This window comes from Mycobacterium sp. OAE908 (genome assembly GCF_017872775.1).
In the GTDB taxonomy this organism is placed as follows: domain Bacteria; phylum Actinomycetota; class Actinomycetes; order Mycobacteriales; family Mycobacteriaceae; genus Mycobacterium.
The window spans coordinates 824,697-844,741 of record NZ_JAGGJL010000001.1 but is presented as its reverse complement, the minus strand read 5'-3'; the positions used below and the strand labels follow the sequence as shown (position 1 = coordinate 844,741).

Below are 20,045 nucleotides of genomic sequence, written 5' to 3'. Positions count from 1 at the left end.
GCCACCAGAAGTGGCCCGCGACTTCAAAGAGAGGCGCCACAACGCCAGCATGCCATCAGCGCGGTTGGGTGGCGGAAATCGCCTGGCCAATGACGTCGGCGACCGCTTGCGGGTCGCTGAGCATCCGCAAGTGATCCCAATCGCGGCGCGCCACCCACCAGCCCAGCCGTTCGGCTTTGTCTGCCGCGGCATCGAACGGTGCGCCAAGCCGGACGAACGCGCACGCCACTGAGTCCGCGAACCGCGCAGGCGGAGCGGGTTCGTCGAAATAGGCCAACGGCATTCGCGGTATCTCCGCGATGAGACGCCGTCGTCGGTCCGGGTCGGGCACCCATTCCGTCAACTCCCCCGGTGGGAACCACTCGTGGTACGGCGGAAGGACGCCGTCGACGGCGAAGCCGCGCAACTGCGCCTCCAACCCCTGCGGCGCGGTGTCGAACCAGCTGCGGCCCGGTTGCGGCAGCATCGCGTCGACGAACAGCGCGCCTTTCGTGCGGTCGCCGACGGCCTCGGCGATCGCAGGCAGCAGCGCACCTGCCGCGCTGTGTCCGACCAACACGACCGGGTCAGTGCCACCGTCGACGGCGGCCGCCGCCGCGCTCGCATACTTCGGGTAGTACGGTGGGCCCGTCGTCGCCGTAGCGGTCAGGTCCGGCACGACACATTCAAAATCGTTCTGCTGCAACACTTCTGCGGTGTAAATCCACGTCGACGGTCCCGCCACCGGGCTGTGGACGAATAGCAGGGTCGTCACAACCCGATCCGGCGGTAGCGCGCCAGCCTGGCGGCCATCCGTTCGTCCTCAGGTGCGGCACGCAGCGCCGCGAGTTCGTTGGCAATGGTCGCCGATAGCCGGCGCGTGAACTCCATCGGCTCGTCGGCGGCGTCGGGACGTTCGGGCACGATCGCGTCGACGATGCCGTGGCGCAGCAGGTCCGCCGACCGAATACCTTGCGTGGCAGCCAGTTCCGGGGCGTGGTCGACGTCGCGGAACACGATCGCGCTGGCCCCCTCCGGCGGCAGCGGCGCCAGCCAGCCGTGCAGCGCGGCCAGCACTCGATCGGCAGGCACCATCGCCAGCGCGGGTCCGCCGCTGCCCTGGCCGAGCAACACCGACACCGTCGGCGTGTCCAGCGTGACGAGTTCGGCTAAGCAGCGGGCGATTTCACCGGCCAGCCCACCCTGCTCGGCCTCGGTCGACAGGGCGGGCCCTGCCGTGTCGATCACGAGCACAAGCGGCAGTTGCAGGCCCGCGGCCAACGCCATGCCACGGCGGGCCTCCTGCAGGGCTGCGGGGCCGACCAATCCTCCGACGACGCGTTGTTGACCGAGCACCACGGCGGGCTGACCGCTGAACCGGGCCAGCGCCAACATCATGGTGGCCGCTTCGCCGCGTTCGGTACCGGACAGCAGCACCCGTTCAGTTGTGCCGTGCCGCAACAGATATCCGACGCCGGGTCGATCCGGGCGTCGGGATGCCTCGACCGACGTCCACGCAGGCACGTCAGGAAGCGGCCCGGTCTCGGGCCTCGCAGGCGGTGCCTCCGGCGGATCGGCGACCACCTTCAGCGTGCGATCCAGCGTCGAGCGCAGGGCTTCCAGTGGGACGACGCCGTCGATGACGCCGTGCCTGTGCAGGTTCTCCGCGGTCTGGACGCCCGCAGGGAAGGGCTCGCCGTACAGATGCTCGTAGACCCGCGGGCCAAGGAACCCGACGAGCGCGCCGGGTTCGGCCGCCGTGACGTGACCCAGCGACCCCCACGACGCGAACACTCCACCGGTCGTCGGGTGGCGCAGGTACACCAGATAGGGCAGGTGCTGGCGCTTGTGCAGCTCGACCGCCGCCGCGATCTTGACCATCTGCAGGAACGCGACGGTGCCCTCCTGCATGCGGGTGCCGCCCGAACTCGGCGACGCCAGCAGCGGCAGCCCCTCGGCGGTCGCCCACGCCACCGCGGCGGTGATCCGCTCGGCGGCGGCGACCCCGATCGACCCTGCGAGGAAGTCGAACTCGCACGCCACCAGCGCGACGCGACGCCCGAACACCGTGCCCTCGCCGGTCACGACGGATTCGTCCAGACCGGTCTTCACCGACGCCTCGGCCAGTTCGCGCCGGTAGGCCTCGTTGGCGTCGACCGCCAGCGGCGGACTGTCCCAGCTGCGGAAAGAACCCTCGTCCAGCACGGCATCGCGCAGCTGCAGGGCACCGATCCGGCTCACCGCATGAGGCTAACCCGCGAGACGCGCATCACCCCGTGCCCAGTACACGCTGCAGGTCGGGCTTCATGGCTTGCAGCTGTGCACCCCAATACCCCCAGCTGTGGGTTCCGTTGTCCGGGAAGCTGAACGAGCCGTTGTGTCCGCCCGCCGCCAGGTAGCGATCCTGAAAGGCGATGTTGCTTGCGCGGGTCAGGTTCTCCAGGAACTGGGCGGGGAAGTCCGCACCACCCAGTTCGCTCGGCGTCCCGTTGCCGCAGTACACCCAGATGCGGGTGTTGTTGGCGACCAGCCTGTCGACGTTGACGGTCGGATCGTTGCGCGCCCAGGCCGGATCTCCGGCAGGCCCCCACATCGGACCGGGGTCAAAGCCGCCGGAGTCGTGCATCGCAATCCCGACCAAGGTCGGCCAGACGCCGTCGGACAGGTTCAAGAAGCCGGACAGCGAGCCGGCATATCGGAAGTTCTGCGGATGCCACTCGGCGAGGGTCAACGCCGCATTGCCGCCCATGGAAAGGCCGACGATGGCGTTGCCGCTCGGGCTGATGCCTCGGTTCGCCGCCAACCACGGCGGCAGTTCTTGCGTCAGGAAGGTCTCCCATTTGTATGTCCAGGTGTCCCCATTGCCCACCGCGGGCGCGTACCAGTCGGTGTAGAAGCTGGACATGCCGCCGACGGGCATCACAATGGACAGCCCGGATTGGTAGTACCAGTCGAATGCCTGGGTCTCGATGTCCCAGCCGTTCTGGTCATCTCGCGCACGAAGGCCGTCCAGCAGATAGACGGCGTGGCGACCCCCACCCTGGAACTCGACCTTGATATCGCGGCCCATCGAAGCCGAGGGCACCATGAGGTATTCGACCGGCAAGCCGGGCCTCGAATAAGCCGTGGCACTTGGCAAACCCCCGAAAAAGCCGACCGGGACGGTCAGCATCGCCGCGGCCGCGGCTACGATCAACACCCGCAGCGAGCACAGCCGCCGACGCCACTGTGTGTTTGTCATTTCGAGCTGCCCCTTCCCCCACCTGCCTGGTGAATAGCGACGCTGAGTACCCGGTGCGAACCCGGGCAAACGCACCAGGAGGCAAATCCTTTGCGGGTGCGCGTGCTGACCCGCGACGCCGGGCGTTGGTCACCCCGAAGGTCCGATCCCGGTTGCCGCTAGGGTGGCGCCATGATTGGTGTGACCCGCGACGGCCACGTGATGACCCTGGAAATGCAGCGTGCCGAGCGGCGTAACGCGCTGAACAGCGCGCTCGTCGACGGTCTGCGCGAAGCTGTCGAGAAGGCCGCCGCCGAGGACATCCGGGCGATCGTCCTCACCGGCCAAGGCCATGTCTTCAGCGCGGGGGCGGATTTGTCAGACCCGTCGGGCGTGGCCGAGGAGTTGCCCGAGAAGGCCAAGGCGCTGAACCTGGCCATCGATGCGGCACCGGTTCCGGTCATCGGCGCGATCAACGGCCCCGCCATCGGGGCGGGCGTGATCCTCTCGATGATCTGCGACCTCCGCGTCGTCGCGCCCGATGCCTACTTCCAGTTCCCGGTCGCGAAATATGGTCTGGCGCTGGACAACTGGAGCATTCGCCGGCTGACGTCGCTGGTCGGGGCAGGCCGGGCAAGGGCCATGCTGATAGCGGCCGAACGGCTCACTGCCGACGTCGCGCTGCAGACCGGCATGGCCAACCGCATCGGCACGCTGGCCGACGCGCAAGCATGGGCCGCTGAAATCGCCGGCTACGCGCCGCTCGCGCTGCAGCACGCCAAGCGGGTCCTCAACGACGATGGCGCCTACGAGGAGCCATGGCCCGAGCACAAAGACCTGTTCGACAGGGCCTGGGCTTCTCAGGACGTCATCGAGGCCCAGGTGGCCAGGATCGAGAAGCGGCCGCCGAAGTTCCAGGGAGCCTGATGGTGGTGCGGGCAGCCCTGCGGTTCGGGTTCGGCACGGCGTCCGTGCTGGCCGGAAGCTGGCTGTTACGCGCGCTGCACGGCACGCCCGCCGCGCTGGGGGCCTCGCCCGCCGAGATCGAAGCCGTCGCGCGTCGATCGCCGAACTTCCGTGACGGCGCCTTCGTCAACGTCGACCCGGCCTCGGGTATCAGCCTCGACCGCGAAGAGCAGCGGCGGATCATCTGGGACTTGATCGGCTCGCGCGGTAAATCCCGGCCCGCTGCTCCGATACCGATCGTTCAGCCCTTGCCGGCGGGCCCGGCCGCCGGTCTTTCGGTGTGCTGGTTCGGCCACTCCTCGGCGCTGATCGAGGTCGACGGCTACCGCGTGCTCGCCGATCCGATCTGGAGTCGCCGCTGCTCGCCCTCGCAGACGGTCGGCCCCGAACGGCTGCACGAGGTGCCCGCGCCGCTGGAGTCGCTCTCGGCAGTCGATGCCGTGGTGATCAGCCATGACCACTACGACCACCTCGACGTGGACACGATTCTCGGACTGGCCCGCACGCAGCGGTCGCCGTTCGTCGTGCCACTCGGTGTCGGCGCGCACCTGCGCAAGTGGGGGATTCCGGAGAGTCGCATCGTCGAACTCGACTGGAACGAGAGCCACACGATCGGCGATCTGACGCTGGTCTGCACGCCTGCCAGGCATTTCTCAGGCCGGCTCTTCAATCGCGACACCACGCTGTGGGCGTCGTGGGTGATCGCCGGGCCCCAGCACCGCGCATTTTTCGGCGGCGATACCGGCTACACGAAGAGCTTCTCCGAAATCGGAATGGACCACGGGCCTTTCGACCTGACCCTGCTGCCGATCGGCGCGTATCACCCCGCGTGGCCCGACATCCACATGAACCCGGAAGAAGCGGTCCGCGCGCATCTCGATGTCGCAGACGCCGGCGCTGGGCTGTTGGTACCCATCCACTGGGCCACCTTCCGGCTGGCCCCACACCCGTGGGCTGAGCCGGTCGAGCGGTTGCTGAAGGCCGCCGATTCCGCCGGTGTACATGTGGTGGTGCCGAAACCCGGGCAGCGAATCGATCCCGAGACGTCCGTCGACCCGTGGTGGCAGCTGTAACCGGCTACCGTTCACCTCATGAAGGCACTGGCCAGGGCGACGGTTGCCGTGCTGATGCTGGCTCTGGTCTCGGGTTGCGCGAAACCCGCTGAGCAGGCGCCCCCGCCGACGGCGCAGACGCTGTCGGACGCGCCGCCGCCGTTGGTGCCCGCGATGCCGCTGCCGGACAACGCCGTCGACAACGCGGTGGCCAAGCTCGACGGCATCGTCAGCGACCTGATGAAGAAATCCGGCATCCCGGGGATGGCGGTCGCGGTGGTGCATGGCGGGAAGACCGTGTACGCCAAGGGGTTCGGGGTCAAGGACGTGCGCACCGGGGACAAGATCGACCCCGACACGGTCTTCCAGTTGGCCTCGCTGTCCAAGCCGCTGAGCGCGACTGTGGTCGCCCACCAGGTCGGGGCCAATGCGATCGGATGGGACACGCCGGTCGTGTCCAAGCTGCCATGGTTCGCGCTGTCGAATCCCGTCGTCACGCAGATGGTCACGGTCGGGGACATGTTCTCGCACCGGTCGGGGCTGCCCGACCATGCAGGCGACATGCTCGAAGACCTCGGCTACGACCGGCGGTATGTGCTCGAGAGGCTGCGGCAGCTTCCGCTGGACCCTTTCCGAATCTCATACGCCTACACCAACTTTGGTTTGACAGCGGGTGCAGAAGCCGTCGCGGCGAGCGCAGGTGAAACCTGGGAGGATCTCGCCGACCAGGCGCTGTTGCGCCCGCTGGGGATGACGTCGACGAGCTTCCGGTTCGCCGACTACGAAGCCAGGGCCGACCGCGCCGTCGGCCATATTCACATCGACGGGCGCTATGAACCGCTCTACGTTCGCAACGCCGACCCCGAATCGCCTGCGGGCGGCGCTAGTTCGTCGCTCAACGACATGACGCGGTGGCTGAGCATGGTGCTGGCCAACGGCAGCCAGGACGGCAAGCAGATCGTCGACCCGAAGGCGTTGTTGCCTGCAGTCACACCGCAGATCGTGGCGAGTCCGGCGAGCGAGCCCGCGATGCGATCGGGCTTCTACGGCTTCGGGTTCAATGTGGGTACGACGTCGGCGGCGCGGATGTCGCTGAGTCATTCCGGGGCGTTCGAACTGGGCGCGGGCAGCAATTTCGTCGTCCTTCCGTCGGCGGATGTCGCGATTGTCGCGCTGACCAACGCGACGCCATCAGGGGTGCCCGAATCGCTGACGGCCGAATTCGCCGACCTGGTGCAGTTCGGCGAGGTGCGCGAGGACTGGTACAAGCTCTACGGCGACATCTTCAAGCAGATGGAGCAGCCGGTGGGCTCGCTGGTCGGGCAGAAGCCGCCGGCCAACGCCGCGCCCGCTGCTCCGCTCGCGTCCTACGTCGGCACCTACACCAACGACTACTGGGGTCCCGCGCGAGTCACCGAGAAAGACGGCCGCCTGCACCTTGCGCTCGGCTCGAAACTCGATGTGCCCCTGGACCATTGGGACGGGAACGTCTTCACCTATGCGTGGGTGGCCGAGAACTCCCCGCCGGGAACGGTGTCCAAGGCCACCTTCGACGGCAACAAGCTCACGCTGGAGTACTACGACGCGGACAAGAACGGGACGTTCACCAAGTGACCGCGTTGATCGCGACCGGCCTGACCGATGCCGAGGTCGCCGAACGGATAGCCGACGGCAAGGCCAATGACGTACCAACGCGTGCGGCGCGCAGCGTGTCCGACATCGTGCGGGCCAATGTCTTCACGCGTATCAACGCGATTCTGGGGGTGCTACTGGTCATCGTGCTGTCCACCGATTCGCTGATCAACGGACTGTTCGGCCTGCTGATCATCGCCAACAGTGCCATCGGCATCATCCAGGAGTTGCGGGCGAAGCAGACGCTCGACAAGCTCGCGATCGTCGGGCAGGCGAAACCGTTGGTGCGCAGGCGATCCGGCACCGCAGCGCTGCTGCCAAGCGAGGTGGTGCTCGACGATGTCATCGAGATCGGCCCCGGCGATCAGATCGTCGTCGATGGTGCAGTGCTCGAGGAGAGCAACCTCGAGGTCGACGAATCCCTGCTGACCGGTGAGGCGGACTCGGTCGCGAAAGATGCCGGCGACACCGTGATGTCGGGCAGCTTCGTTGTCGCGGGCAGCGGCGCGTACCGGGCCACCAAGGTCGGCCGTGAGGCATACGCCGTCAAGCTGTCCGAAGAGGCCAGCAAGTTCACGCTGGTCAATTCCGAACTGCGCAGCGGGATCAACAAGATCCTGCAGTTCATCACCTATCTGCTGTGGCCGGCCGGCCTGCTGACCATCTACACCCAGCTGTTCACCACCGACGTCGGCTGGCGGCGGGCGGTGCTTGCGATGGTCGGCGCTCTGGTGCCGATGGTGCCGGAGGGTCTGGTGCTGATGACATCGATCGCGTTCGCCGTCGGCGTGATCCGGCTCGGCCGCAGGCAATGCCTCGTGAACGAACTGCCCGCGATCGAGGGCTTGGCCCGCGTCGACGTGGTCTGCGCCGACAAGACGGGCACGCTGACCGAAAACGGCATGCGGGTCTCAGACCTCAAACCGCTGACCGAGGCCGGGGTCGGCGACGTACTGGCGCAGCTGGCAGCCGACGATGCCCGCCCCAACGCCAGCATGCAGGCCATCGCCGAGGCGTACAAAATGCCGCCGGGCTGGACCTCAACGGCCACTGCGCCTTTCAAGTCGGCGACCAAATGGAGCGGCGCGTCGTACGGCGAACACGGCAATTGGGTGATCGGGGCGCCCGACGTGCTGCTCCAGCCGGGGTCGACCGTCGCCGACCAAGCGGAGCAGATCGGGTCGCTTGGCCTGCGGGTGCTGCTGCTCGGCTCCAGCGACCTGCCGGTCGACCGCCCAGACGCTCCCGGCGTCGTCACGCCGGTGGCACTGGTGGTACTCGAGCAACGCGTCCGGCCTGACGCACGCGAAACGCTTGATTACTTTGCTTCGCAGCAGGTTTCGGTCAAGGTCATCTCCGGCGACAACGCCGTCTCGGTTGGCGCCGTCGCGGGCTCGCTCGGCCTCGAGGGCGAGACGATGGACGCCCGCCGGTTGCCGCACGAAAACGACGAGCTTGCTGACACCCTCGAGGAGTACACGACATTCGGCCGCGTGCGTCCGGACCAGAAGCGCGCGATGGTGCATGCACTGCAGTCGCGCGGGCATACGGTCGCGATGACCGGTGACGGTGTCAACGACGTGCTTGCGCTCAAGGACGCCGACATCGGTGTCGCGATGGGTTCCGGCAGCTCCGCGTCGCGGGCGGTTGCCCAGATTGTGTTGCTGGACAACAGGTTCGCAACGCTGCCATACGTCGTCGGTGAGGGCCGCAGAGTCATCGGTAACATCGAGCGGGTCTCCAACCTCTTCCTCACCAAAACCGTGTACTCCGTTCTGCTCGCGGTCCTGGTGGGGCTGGCGGGCCTGGCGTCCAAGATCTTCGGGTCTGATCCGCTGCTGTTCCCGTTCCAGCCGATCCACGTGACGATCGCGGCGTGGTTCACCATCGGAATTCCCGCGTTCATTCTGTCGCTGGCGCCGAACACCGAACGGGCGCATACCGGCTTCGTGCGCCGGGTGATGACGGCGGCGCTGCCGTCGGGCCTCGTGGTCGGCATCGCGACGTTCGTGTCGTACCTGGCGGCATACCAGGGCCGGGCCGCCACGGCGAGTGAGCAGACGCAGGCGTCGACGGCGGCGTTGATCACGCTGTTGATCACCGCGGTGTGGGTGCTGGCGGTGGTGGCGCGACCCTACGAGTGGTGGCGGGTGCTGCTCGTCGCGGCGTCCGGGCTGGCCTACGTGGTGATTTTCGCCATTCCGGCGGCGCAGAAGACGTTCATGCTCGACCCCTCCAACATGGCGATCACCTCGATCGCGGTGGCAATCGGCCTGGTTGGCGCGGCGGTTATCGAGGTGCTGTGGTGGGTACAGGGTGCGATGTTGGGCGAACGACGCCGCTTGTGGCGCGCTAGTTAGGGTGGACGCATGGCATTCCTCGACAAGGTGAAGAATCTGCTGGCCAAGAACGCGGACAAGGTGGACACCGCGATCGACAAGGCCGGTGACATCGTCGACAAGAAGACGCAGGGCAAGTACTCATCGACGGTCGACAAAGTGGCCGACGCCGCCAAGAACGCGGTGGACAAGAGCAACCCGAAGACCTAGCTGCGGTGGCCAAACTTTCCGTCTCCGTCGACGTTCCGCTTCCGCCGGAGAAGGCGTGGGAGTGCGCCTCCGATCTGTCCCGGTACAAGGAATGGCTGTCCATTCACCGGGTGTGGCGCTCGAAGCTGCCCGAAACGCTGGAGAAGGGCACCCAGATCGAGTCCATCGTGGAGGTCAAGGGCATGCCCAACCGAATCAAGTGGACCATCGTCCACTACCGGCCGCCGGAGGCGATGACGCTCAACGGCGACGGTAAAGGCGGCGTGAAGGTCAAACTCATCGGCAAGGTGAAGCCGGCTCAAAACGACCCAGCCGGTTCGACGGTCACGTTCGACGTACATCTCGGTGGCCCTGCGTTATTCGGTCCGATCGGCATGGTGGTCGCAGGCGCGCTCAAGGGCGACATCCGCGAATCGCTGGACAAGTTCAAGTCGGTGTTCGCCCCGGCTTAGCCGCCCGCGGCTTGGCGCGCTACGCGCTCGTCGTGGATGCGCACGAGCTCGCGGAAACCGAGCCGATGATATTTCGGCACCGGCTGAATGCCCCACTGGTCCCGCGCGGTGTCCTTACCCTCAGCGCCTTCGGGTGGGCCCAGCGGCGGGTACGGGTACTTGCATTCCAACGCGTCATCCGAGTAGCGGATCTTCAGTAGCTCGCTGCAGATCTGGGTGAGGCTCAGCGTCGGATAGCCGTAGTAGACAGCCATGAACGGCAGCGTGAAAGCACCCTCGATGACGAGCGCGATCAAGCAGACCAGCACCGCACGCTTGATCCATTTGTGCATCCGCGCGTAGTAGGGCGTGGTGCCTGGTGGCAGATCCTCGGTCTTCTGCTCTTCGGTCGTGGTCACAGTATGGCTCCTCAAAGCTGTTCAGTCGGAGAAGATTTCGCGGTTGACGGTGTGCAGATACGGAATGGCCAAGAACGGGGTGATGTAGAAGATGTCGTAGAGCCACCAACCGATGACGGGGAAGACGACCCCGGCGTAACGAACGTCGGCGTACATGGTCATGTTGAAGACATAGCCGCACCAGATCACCACGCCCATCCAGCAGGTGATGATCATCCACTGCTGGCCCCACCGCTTCATCTGCAGGAAGCCGATCGCCGCGGCGCATCGCATCGAGAAGACGGTCAGAATCAGTCCTGCGACCCAAGCCTTTTCGCCGGGCCCGGCCGCGCCGCCGACCCATAGCTCGTTGTAATGCCAGAAGTAGCCGGCGTCGAACATGTTGCCCCAGCCGACCATCAGCACGCGATTGATCAAGGTGTGGTTGGCGACCAGGTCCAGGGCCCAGCCAAGGCTGTTGAGGCAGCCGTCGATCAGCACCAGATAACCGATCAGCGTGACGATCATCGGCCGGACCGACAGGCCTGCGCGCAGGGCCTGGCGCTGCAGCCAGACGCCCCGCATGAAGATGGGGAACCCGATGAGACCGGGCGCCCACATCCCCATCAATGCCGCACCGACGATCATCCACTTGTCGGCACGGCGCTGAGCCAGCCGCGACTCGTCCTGATGTTCGTCGAGGCTGACCGAACCGTCAGAGCGACTGAGCAAGGGCGAGTTCACAATTCCCACCAACCGCGTGCGAACGACATGTACAGCTGGATTCCGAACATCGTCAACAGATAGCCGTAGATGGCGATCTGCAGGATGATCAGTGCCCTCTTGCGCTTGCGTTCCTTCTGATCCACGATCGCGTCCCTCCTAGATTTCAGCGGCAGCCAGGCAGGCGGCCGCGACTTCTCGTAGTCCTTCGGTGATGGCGCCGTCGGTGCTCAACGGCGCGAGTATGCAGGCATCGGCGGCCTCCAATTCGGTTGCCCCGGAGGCGATCAACTGGCCGGCCGTCACCAACACCCGGGTCGACGGCGGTTCGAAATGAAACGCCTCGTCCGCGGTGCGAATCGCGACCGCGCAGTCCACCAACCGCCGCGCCGTACCGGCGTCGACACCCGCTTCGGCGACAACCACCTCCGCCTCGCGCTCCGGCGGCAGATACGTCATCGGCAGCGTGACGAACCGTTGCCGGAACGACGGTTTGAGCTCCTTGAGCGAGCTGCGATAGGCGGGGTTGTACGAGCAGACGAGCATGAACGTCTCCGGTGCCTGCACGACTTCGCCGGCCCGATCCAGATACAGGGCGCGGCGGTGATCGGTCAGCGAATGCAGGATCGCCAACGAATCATGCCGAGCCTCAACGACTTCGTCCAGGTAGCAGATGGCGCCGGCCTTCACGGCCCTGGTGAGCGGCCCATCCGTCCACACCACGTCGCCACCGGTCACCATGAAGCGGCCGACAAGGTCGGAACTGGTGAGATCGTCGTGGCAGCTGATGGTGACGACGGGCCTGCCCAGCAGTAGACCCATGTGCTCGACCAGCCTGGTCTTACCGCAGCCGGTCGGGCCGGTGAGCATCACCGGGATGCGGCGACGAAATGCCTGCTCGAACAGCTTCACCTCGTTGCCGTTCGCGAAATACGTCTCAGTCATGTGGCCACCAACTCTCTGTGGACATGGGCCAACACCCGCGGCAGTTCCTCAACGCGCCGGATCCGTTGGGACCGTCGGGGTCCGAACACCTCGGGAAGTGGGTCGACGCGGGTTGGTCCGACGCCGACGTAGTACACGGAGACACCGGCGTCGTTGGCCTCCTCGACAGCGTGCGCGGCGTCGGCCCAGGCATAGCGGCCCTCGTAGCCGTCGTCGGAGATCAGCCCGTCGCCGATGACGATCAACAGGCGTCGCTCCGACGGCTGCGCCAACAGCCGGCTCGTCAAGTGACGCAGGGGCGCACCGAGCCGGGTGTAGCCGCCGGTTTCCAGGCCCAACTTGCTTGGCGGCACGAATCGCGGGTCCTCGAAGTCTTTGAGGCAGCGCACCTCGACCCGATGTCGGGTGTTTCCCGTGAACACGAACACGCCGTGCCGTTCGCGGGCGAGTTGCATTGCGCGGGAAAGCGCGTCGGCGCAGGCGAGTTCCAGCCGGAAGATCCGGCCGCCGTGCACCCCCAGCGACGAACTGCCGTCGAGCAGCAGCGCGGTGGTGACGTCACGGCTGGTCGGCAGCAGCTCGCGGAAGATGCGGGGTTCGGCAGCCTCGCCGGTCCTCATGTCGATGTAGTGGGAGACGTACTGGTCGACGTCGATGTCGGAGCCGTCCTCGAGCCGAGTTGTCATGGCCCGATGCGTGTGTTCTTCGAACCATTTCCGAAGCTCGGCCGAGCTCATGCCCGGCTGACGTGTGCGACTGGATAGGGAGCGTTCCAGGACCGCGACGTGGTCGGGCATGAAGCTCTTTGTCCACGTGTTCCATTCGGGATACGGGATTCCCGGCCGGTGCTCCGGGGTGATGTCGAGGTCGTTGTCTTGCGGCCGACTCGGTGGCGGCAGATTCGAGTTCCGCACGCCGCCGTCGCCACCGACGGGCACGGAGTACGGCCGTGGCAGCCGCTTCTGCGTTGTGGTCCAAGGCATCCTGCCGAACGTGCGTCGCAACCTGTCGGTCAGTCCGTGGGGCGCGGTGTAGGCGATCGGCAGGCAGCCAAGCAGCGGATGGACATTCAACTGCTGGCTCGTTGCCGCCATTGCGATTGCCCGGTTTAGTATTTCGCCGCCATCCGCATCCGCTGCGATGAGTTCGAGATCCGGAAGCACCCGTCGCACCTCGGTGAGCAGCCCCGGCCACCGCGCTGCGATCCAGCCGACCGCGACACCGGCCTCGACAATTGTGAGCGCACGCAGTTCCCTGCCCGACAACTCGCTCAGGCGATACTGCGTCACCCGCTCCTTCGACGGTGAACACTGCAGCGCCACACCACATGTCAGGGTGCGCCGGGACCATTTCCTGGTCACGGGATATGGAATGTGTACGTAGCGCAGTGACGCGTTGAGCCCGAAGACACGCCTGTCACCGGTGACCAGGCGCGCGCCTTCGCGCCGCTGGTCACTCAATGCGACCGCTGCGACGGCGCAACTGCGTTCGAGCGCCATCGCATGGGCATTCGACAGGTCTGCCATTGCGGATCAGAACGTGCCGATGTTGGAAAACATCCAATACCAGAACGCGATGATCAAAATCGTGCCGCCCCATGCGGCGACGTATCGAAGGATCTCCCAGAGATAACCCATGATCGACCTCTCTTGTTGACCGGCTAGTGGATTTCCAGGCCACGGACAGCGGACGCGACGAGCTTGCTCAGCATGGTGTCGCGGTTGTCGTTGGCCGTGGTGGTGAGTACGCCGTAGATGCCGAGCAGAAAGAACGTCGCGCTGTAGAAACCGTCGACTTCCGGGTGCACCACGCCGTCGCCTCGTGCCCGCTCGATCTCGCGGACCAGCAGCACGATCAGCGGGTGGTCGGTCCAGTCATCCTTGGTCGGTCGCGACGGCGAAAAGTGCAGCGCCAGCAGCTCTTTGAACAGCAGTGATCCGAGTCGCTGTTCCAACTCGGCGACTAGTCGGACGACCTCGACCAGCGCAGCGATGTGGTCGGACGGTCCGTCCAGGAAGCGCGCGAATTCTCTTGCCATGCGCGCCTCTTCGCGGCGCTCGAGTTCGAGCAGGACGTGCTCCTTGCTCGGGAAGTGGAAGAAGAAGGTGCCGTGCGCGACTCCTGCGGCGGTGACAATCGCGTTCACGTCGGCGCCTGCCATGCCCGCGCGCTTGAACTCGGCGACCGCCGCGCCGAGAAGGCGTTCGCGAGTCTGGAGCCGCCGCGCTTCCCGTGCCGACGGCTTCACCTGTGGCGTCATGGTGAGCCATTTGTAACTCAGATACTGACTTAAGTCAATGAGTGAAGTCAGTCAGAAAAGATCTCGCGATTCACGGTGTGTAGGTACGGAATGGCGAGGAACGGGGTGATGTAGAAGATGTCGTACAGCCACCAGCCGACCACCGGCAACACCACACCCGCGAACCGGACGTCGGCGTACATGGTCATGTTGAAGACATAGCCGCACCAGATCACCACGCCCATCCAGCAGGTGATGATCATCCACTGCTGGCCCCACCTCTTCATCTGCAGGAAGCCGATCGCCGCCGCGATGCGCATGGTGAACACGGTGAAAATGAGGCCGATCTCCCAGCCCTTCTCGCCGGGTCCGGCCGCGCCGCCGATCCACAATTCGTTGAAGTGCCAGAAGTAACCGGCGTCAAACATGTTGCCCCAGCCGGTAAGTAGCACGCGCGCGAGCAGGGAGTGGTTGGCGACCATGTCGAGCGCCCACCCCACGGTGTTGATCGCCGCATCGATGATCACCAGATAGCCGAGCAGTGTGACCAGCATCGGCCGCACCGAAAGCCCATCGCGCTGGGCGCGGCGCAGCAGGAATACTCCGCGCAGGAACAACGGCAGGCCAAAGATGCCGAGCGCCGCGGTCCCGATCAGGATGCTGCCCGAGATCAGCCACTTGTCGGCCCGGCGCTGGGCCAGCCGAGACTTCTCCATGTGCTCGTCGAGGCCAGTGCGGTCAGGGCTGATCCAGGTGCCGGAAACGCTCATGCAGACTGACTATAGTCAGCCAGTCAACTAGTGGAGCTCGATGCTGCGCAGGGTCCTTTTGACGTAGTCGTCGAGCATGGCTTGTTGGCCTGGCCAGCCGTGCGTTGTCGTCAACAACGCGTAGAGGCCGAGGAGAAAGAACACCGCGCTGTTCATCGGGTTGACGTCGGGAGCCACCTCGCCGTCGGCCTGGGCATCCTCGATCTGCTGTGCGACCAAGACGATGACCGGGTGTTCTTTACTTTCGTCGACCGGACGAGTCGGCGAAAAGTGCAGGGCGAGAAAGTCTTTGAAGAGGACGGGGCCAAGACGCCGTTCCAATCCCACGATCAGGCGCACGGACTCCTGCAACGCCGACGCAAGGTCGTGCTCTGACGCCGCGAAGCGACGCAGCTCCTTGGCGATCCGCTCCTCTTCGCGACGTTCCAGTTCCAGCAGCACATGTTCCTTGGTGGGGAAGTGGAAGAAGAAGGTGCCGTGTGCGACTCCGGCGGCCGCAACGATCGCCCTGACATCGGATGCGGCAGTCCCCGAGCGTTTGAATTCGGCGATGGCGGCCCCCATCAGGCGCTCGCGGGTCTGCAAGCGCTTGGTTTCTCGCGTTGACGGCCGGTCCACCACAGTCATTTCCCGTTGAGGGCGTCGGCTATCGGTGTATCACCGGCGATCACGTTGAAGGTCCGGCCTGCGGTGGCGGGGGTGTCCAACACTGCCAGCAGGACCGCTGCCACATCCTCACGGGGGATGTCGCCGCGTTCGGTATGGGTTGCGAGTCTGACGAGCCCTGTCCCGGGATCGTTGGTGAGATGACCTGGGCGGACGATGGTCGTGTCGAGCGCCGCCCGGCCGCGAACGTTGTCATCGGCTGCACCCTTGGCACGCAGGTAGGCGGTGAACACGTCATCTCGGGTGTGCGGCGCGTTGGCATCGGCGTTGATTGACGAAACCATCACGTAGCGAGGAACTTTCGCCGCCGCGGCGGCGTCGGCCAGAAGTATGGCGGCGTCGCGATCGACAGTCTCTTTGCGGGCCGCGCCGCTACCCGGTCCGGCCCCGGCGGCGAACACCACGGCGTCGACACCGGGTAGATGCGAAGCCACGTCGTCGACGGAGGCTTGCTCCAGGTCGACCACCAACGCTTGCGCGCCGACCGCTTGCAGGTCTGCCGCGTGGTCAGGATTGCGGATGAATCCGGCTACCGAGTCGCCACGCTCTGAGAGGAGACGTTCGAGGATCAAGGCAATCTTGCCGTGCCCGCCGGCGATGACCACACGCATGAGGCAATGCTACGGACGGGGCACGCTAGTGAACCAGTCGATCTCGCAGTTCGCGCTTGAGCACCTTGCCGTAGCTGTTCTTGGGGATCTCGTCGACGAACTCGTAGCGCTTCGGCCGCTTGAACCGCGCGATGCGTTCCAGCAGATGGGCATCGAGTTCCGCGGGTGAAGCGGAACCGATGATGAACGCGACGACGACCTCACCCCACTCGGGATCCGGTGCCCCGACGACGCATGCCTCCGCAACACCGGGGTGCTCGATCAGGACCTCTTCCACCTCTCGCGGGTAGATATTGCTGCCGCCGCTGATGACGACATCCTTGGAGCGGTCGCGAAGCGTCAAGAACCCCCGCGCGTCGAATGACCCCATGTCGCCGGTATGCAACCAACCGTCTTGCAGGGTGGCGGCAGTGGCGTCGGGATTCTTCCAATACCCCGACATCACAACGTCGCCGCGGCAGACGATTTCGCCGATCTCACCGATCGCGGCGGGTGAGCCGTCCTCGGCGAGCACCGCGACGTCCACGCCCGACCGCGCGTAGCCCACCGACCCGAGCATTGCGTCGTCGGCGTCGAGATGGTCGGCGCGACGCAGGCCCGTGATCGTCATCGGCGCCTCTCCCTGGCCATATAGCTGCACGAAGATCGGGCCGAACGCCGCCATCGCCTTCTTCAGGCTGTCGACGTACATCGGACCGCCGCCGTAGACCACCGTCTTCAGATTGCGGGGGCAGGAGCGGCCGGTCGCCACCAGCCGCTGCACCATGGTCGGTGCGAGAAAAGCGCTGCAGCCGGGATGGTATTCGCAGAGGTCGAGAAATTCGTCGGGCTCGAACGCGCCCGACGCGGGCACCACCTGCCGTGCGCCGCGCAGCACGTATGGCGGCACGTACAGCCCGGACCCGTGCGACATCGGCGCGCCGTGGATGAGGCTGCAGTTCTCGTCCGGCGCATCGAAGTCGGCGAGATGCGCGACGGTCATCGCCATCAGGTTGCGGTGCGAGAGCATCGCGCCCTTCGACCTGCCCGTGGTGCCGCTGGTGTAGAACAGCCACGCCAACTCCGCCGGATCGGTGTCCGTGGGCGGCGTCAACGGGGTTGCGGCGAACCGGCTTTCGTAGCTTTCTGTGCCGATGACCTCGACGGGCACCGCGGTCACGGGTTTCAGGCCTGCGGCGATCTTCGCCGAAGCGAACACCTGCGTCACCCCGGCGTCGCCGAGGATCTGCTCCATCTCGCGCGGGTGCAGCTTGTAGTTGATCGGGACGAATACCCGTTCGGCGGCCCAGATCGCGAACATCAGCTCGACGATCTCCGGGCAGTTCTCACTGGCGACCGCAACTCGCGCACCCGGCGAACCGAGCCCGCTGAGCGACGCCGCGAGCCGCAACACTCTATCCCGCAGCTCGGCCCACGTATTACGTTGCTGCTCACCAAGATACAGCGCCCCGCGGTCGCCGAACCGTGCGGCGGCCTGGTCGAGCAGTGCGAACAGGTTCACTGCTCTCTGCTCTTCGCGCGAGCGCTCATCGCCGCGCCACCCACTGTGAGTTCAGCGCGAAGTCCGACAGGTACTTGGTGGACGTCCAGCCACCGTCGACCACGATCGTCTGGCCATTGATGAAGCTGGCGCCTTCCGAACACAGGAATGCGACGGTGCTCGCGATGTCGTCGACTTTGCCCAGCCGCGGATACGGTGTCATCTCGGTGTTCATCTTGCGGAACCGCTCGTCCTCCAGGCGGGTCGCCACCATCGGGGTGAGCGTGACGCCGGGGGCCACGGCGTTGCAGCGGATGCCCTGCGGCCCGTACTGGCAGGCGATGTGCGTGGTCAATGCCGTCAGTCCGCCCTTGGCAGCGGAATACGCCCCACCGCGCAAGCCGCCGACGACCGCGAACGTCGACGTGACGTTGATGATCGCCGAGCCCGACTGCATGTGCGGGATGACATCGCGCGCCAACCGGAACGGGGCCCGCAACATCAAACCCAGGAAATAGTCCAGACTTTCGTCATCGGTTTCGTGCAACGGTTTGGGGCTGCCAACGCCCGCGTTGTTGATCAGGAAATCGATGCGGCCCCACCGCTCGATCGCCAACTCGACAATCCGTTGCGGCGCGTCGTCGGCGGTCAGGTCGACGGCAAGGGTGGCGACGCGCTCGTCGTCGTTGATCTCCTGCCGAAGCTCGGACAGCCGGCCTTCGTCGCGGCCGGTGCCGAGCACCGCCATCCCCGCCTCCGCGAGTTTGGTGGCGCATCCGAAGCCGATGCCGCTGCTCGCCCCCGTCACGATCGCTACCTGCATCTCACACATCCACTTTCGTCAGCCTCGTCCGGATCTGATGCTTCAACACCTTGCCCGCGTCATTCTTCGGCAGGGAATCCCAGATCTCCACTCGTTCAGGAACTTTGAACTTGGCCACGCCTTCGCGCATCAACAACTCGCGTACACCGTCGAGGTCCGGCGCCGGCTCGTCGGAGGCCACAATGACCGCGCACGCGCGTTCGCCGGTGCGCTCGTCGGGGACACCGACGACGGCGATCTCCGCAACGCCCGCGTGGCCGATCAGGATGTCCTCGATCTCCTTGGGGGAGATGTTCTCTCCGTTGCGGATGATGATGTCCTTGGCCCTGCCCGTGACCACCAGGTACTCGTCGTCGACCCAACGGCCCAGATCCCCTGTGCGGAAGTAACCCTCCTCGTCGAAGGACTCCGTCTCATCTTCGGGATGGAGATAGCCGACGAGCATCTGCGGTCCGCGGGCCCGAATCTCGCCGTCGACGAGTTTGATGTCGGCGAAGCCTGGTTGGCCATCGGTGTCGGCCGCATGCTCGACATCGCCCAGGGCGCCGACGGTCGTGACCGGCACCTCGGTCGATCCGTACACCCGGCTGACCGCAGCGCGCTCGAAATAGGCTGCGGCGTCGCGAATCAATGACGGCGGTACGGATGCGCCACCGCAGATGAACACCTTGAGATCCGGCAATCGAGTCTCGGCCTGTCGGGCCGCACCGAGTAGACCGACCAGAAACGGTGTCGCCCCGGCCATGTGTGTGCAGCGCTTACCAAGCATCAATTGCACGGCAGACTCCGGGTCCCAACGCTCCATCAGCACCGCCGTGGTGCCCAGCAGAAGCGGGCATTCGAACGCGTAGATGGAGCCGCCGATGTGCGCGATCGGCGAAGGGACCAGGAAGACGTCGCCGTCCTTGACCAGCCAGCGATCACCGATCTGCGAAATCAGCGCATGGATCGAATTATGGCTGTGTAGAACGCCTTTCGGCCGCCCGGTGGTGCCGGAAGTGTAGAGAATCATGCGGACGGCGTCGGGACTCAACACCGGTAGGCCCGCCGTTGCATTGTTGGTGAAGAGTGATTCGTAGGATGTGTGCCGTCCGGCGTTGCCCCGCAGCACCACGACCGCCGGCGGTGAGGCCATGTCGGAGGTGACCCGGTCGAGCATGCCGACATAGTCGTGCTTGCCGAACTCGGCGGGAATGAAGATCGCGCGACTGTCCGCGTCGGCCAGGATGAACCGCAGCTCGCGGTCGCGCAATGACGGCAGCACGGGGTTCACCACCATCCCGGCCAGCGTCGCCGCCAGGTAGATGACCGCGGCCTCATGCCAGTTCGGCAGCATGAACGACACCACGCTGCCAGGCGGCATCCGCGCCATCAGCGTGTGCGCCAGCGCGCTCGCCCGCTCATGCAGCGTCCGGCAGTCGAGTCCAATGTCGCCGTCGACCAAGACGGTTCGGTCCGGCGTGCGTTGCGCGGCATCACGCAGCGCATCGGCCAGCGTGGTGCGAACCCACAGCCCGCTGCGGTACGCCTCGGCCGCGCGGATGTCGTCGACCCTCACGGC

The 20,045-nt window shown here is 65.8% G+C and carries 20 protein-coding genes; 6 read left to right on the top strand and 14 right to left on the bottom strand.

The window, feature by feature from the left end; genetic code table 11:
- Positions 1–55: 55 nt before the first annotated feature.
- Genes J3E61_RS04005 through J3E61_RS03995 form a run of 3 tightly spaced genes read right to left on the bottom strand, consistent with a single transcriptional unit; the run spans position 56 to position 3,220 of the window.
- Positions 56–754: an alpha/beta hydrolase gene (locus tag J3E61_RS04005; RefSeq protein WP_210082697.1), complete on the bottom strand. Its 699-nt coding sequence runs from the start codon at positions 752–754 to the stop codon at positions 56–58.
- Positions 751–2,220, bottom strand: coding sequence for an acetyl-CoA carboxyl transferase (locus J3E61_RS04000; RefSeq protein ID WP_210082696.1), 1,470 nt, complete (start codon positions 2,218–2,220; stop codon positions 751–753). The genes J3E61_RS04005 and J3E61_RS04000 overlap by 4 nt, the downstream gene beginning before the upstream one ends.
- 28 nt (positions 2,221–2,248) lie before the next feature.
- The gene (locus J3E61_RS03995; RefSeq protein ID WP_210082695.1) at positions 2,249–3,220 is read right to left on the bottom strand and encodes an esterase family protein; all 972 of its coding nucleotides are present in this window, start codon (positions 3,218–3,220) and stop codon (positions 2,249–2,251) included.
- A gap of 171 nt (positions 3,221–3,391) precedes the next feature.
- Here J3E61_RS03995 and J3E61_RS03990 point away from each other — a divergent pair, with 171 nt between their 5' ends.
- Genes J3E61_RS03990 through J3E61_RS03965 form a run of 6 tightly spaced genes read left to right on the top strand, consistent with a single transcriptional unit; the run spans position 3,392 to position 9,850 of the window.
- The gene (locus J3E61_RS03990) at positions 3,392–4,126 is read left to right on the top strand and encodes an enoyl-CoA hydratase (protein ID WP_192724014.1); all 735 of its coding nucleotides are present in this window, start codon (positions 3,392–3,394) and stop codon (positions 4,124–4,126) included.
- The gene (locus J3E61_RS03985) at positions 4,126–5,238 is read left to right on the top strand and encodes an MBL fold metallo-hydrolase (RefSeq protein WP_192724013.1); all 1,113 of its coding nucleotides are present in this window, start codon (positions 4,126–4,128) and stop codon (positions 5,236–5,238) included. The genes J3E61_RS03990 and J3E61_RS03985 overlap by 1 nt, the downstream gene beginning before the upstream one ends.
- Before the next feature lie 18 nt (positions 5,239–5,256).
- Positions 5,257–6,831: a serine hydrolase gene (locus J3E61_RS03980; RefSeq protein WP_210082694.1), complete on the top strand. Its 1,575-nt coding sequence runs from the start codon at positions 5,257–5,259 to the stop codon at positions 6,829–6,831.
- Positions 6,828–9,209: a cation-translocating P-type ATPase gene (locus tag J3E61_RS03975; RefSeq protein WP_210082693.1), complete on the top strand. Its 2,382-nt coding sequence runs from the start codon at positions 6,828–6,830 to the stop codon at positions 9,207–9,209. The genes J3E61_RS03980 and J3E61_RS03975 overlap by 4 nt, the downstream gene beginning before the upstream one ends.
- A 9-nt stretch (positions 9,210–9,218) precedes the next feature.
- Entirely contained in the window at positions 9,219–9,398 is a 180-nt protein-coding gene (locus J3E61_RS03970; protein WP_192724010.1) for an antitoxin, read from the top strand.
- A gap of 5 nt (positions 9,399–9,403) precedes the next feature.
- A complete protein-coding gene (locus J3E61_RS03965; protein WP_210082692.1) occupies positions 9,404–9,850 on the top strand; it encodes an SRPBCC family protein in 447 nt (148 codons plus the stop codon).
- On the opposite strand, the gene J3E61_RS03960 is transcribed toward J3E61_RS03965, so the two are convergent.
- The 11 genes from J3E61_RS03960 to J3E61_RS03910 form a co-directional block, all read right to left on the bottom strand.
- Positions 9,847–10,248, bottom strand: coding sequence for a hypothetical protein (locus J3E61_RS03960; protein WP_192724008.1), 402 nt, complete (start codon positions 10,246–10,248; stop codon positions 9,847–9,849). The genes J3E61_RS03965 and J3E61_RS03960 overlap by 4 nt on opposite strands.
- A 21-nt stretch (positions 10,249–10,269) precedes the next feature.
- Positions 10,270–10,983, bottom strand: a complete 714-nt coding sequence (locus J3E61_RS03955; protein WP_210082691.1) for a hypothetical protein — start codon at positions 10,981–10,983, stop codon at positions 10,270–10,272.
- A 126-nt stretch (positions 10,984–11,109) separates the two neighbouring features.
- Positions 11,110–11,895, bottom strand: coding sequence for a CbbQ/NirQ/NorQ/GpvN family protein (locus tag J3E61_RS03950; RefSeq protein WP_210082690.1), 786 nt, complete (start codon positions 11,893–11,895; stop codon positions 11,110–11,112).
- The gene (locus J3E61_RS03945) at positions 11,892–13,421 is read right to left on the bottom strand and encodes a MorD protein (protein WP_210082689.1); all 1,530 of its coding nucleotides are present in this window, start codon (positions 13,419–13,421) and stop codon (positions 11,892–11,894) included. Before J3E61_RS03945 ends, J3E61_RS03950 begins: the two co-directional genes overlap by 4 nt.
- Before the next feature lie 134 nt (positions 13,422–13,555).
- Positions 13,556–14,155, bottom strand: a complete 600-nt coding sequence (locus tag J3E61_RS03940; protein WP_210082688.1) for a TetR/AcrR family transcriptional regulator — start codon at positions 14,153–14,155, stop codon at positions 13,556–13,558.
- A gap of 47 nt (positions 14,156–14,202) precedes the next feature.
- Positions 14,203–14,904, bottom strand: a complete 702-nt coding sequence (locus J3E61_RS03935; protein ID WP_210082687.1) for a hypothetical protein — start codon at positions 14,902–14,904, stop codon at positions 14,203–14,205.
- Between the two features lie 27 nt (positions 14,905–14,931).
- Positions 14,932–15,531, bottom strand: a complete 600-nt coding sequence (locus J3E61_RS03930) for a TetR/AcrR family transcriptional regulator (RefSeq protein WP_210082686.1) — start codon at positions 15,529–15,531, stop codon at positions 14,932–14,934.
- Positions 15,528–16,181: an NAD(P)H-binding protein gene (locus J3E61_RS03925; RefSeq protein WP_210082685.1), complete on the bottom strand. Its 654-nt coding sequence runs from the start codon at positions 16,179–16,181 to the stop codon at positions 15,528–15,530. Before J3E61_RS03925 ends, J3E61_RS03930 begins: the two co-directional genes overlap by 4 nt.
- Before the next feature lie 25 nt (positions 16,182–16,206).
- The gene (locus J3E61_RS03920; protein WP_210082684.1) at positions 16,207–17,682 is read right to left on the bottom strand and encodes a long-chain fatty acid--CoA ligase; all 1,476 of its coding nucleotides are present in this window, start codon (positions 17,680–17,682) and stop codon (positions 16,207–16,209) included.
- 25 nt (positions 17,683–17,707) lie between these two features.
- Positions 17,708–18,484 (bottom strand): SDR family oxidoreductase, encoded by a 777-nt coding sequence (locus J3E61_RS03915; protein WP_210082683.1) that lies wholly within the window; start codon positions 18,482–18,484, stop codon positions 17,708–17,710.
- A gap of 1 nt (position 18,485) precedes the next feature.
- Positions 18,486–20,042, bottom strand: a complete 1,557-nt coding sequence (locus tag J3E61_RS03910) for an AMP-binding protein (protein ID WP_210082682.1) — start codon at positions 20,040–20,042, stop codon at positions 18,486–18,488.
- Between the last annotated feature and the right edge of the window lie 3 nt (positions 20,043–20,045).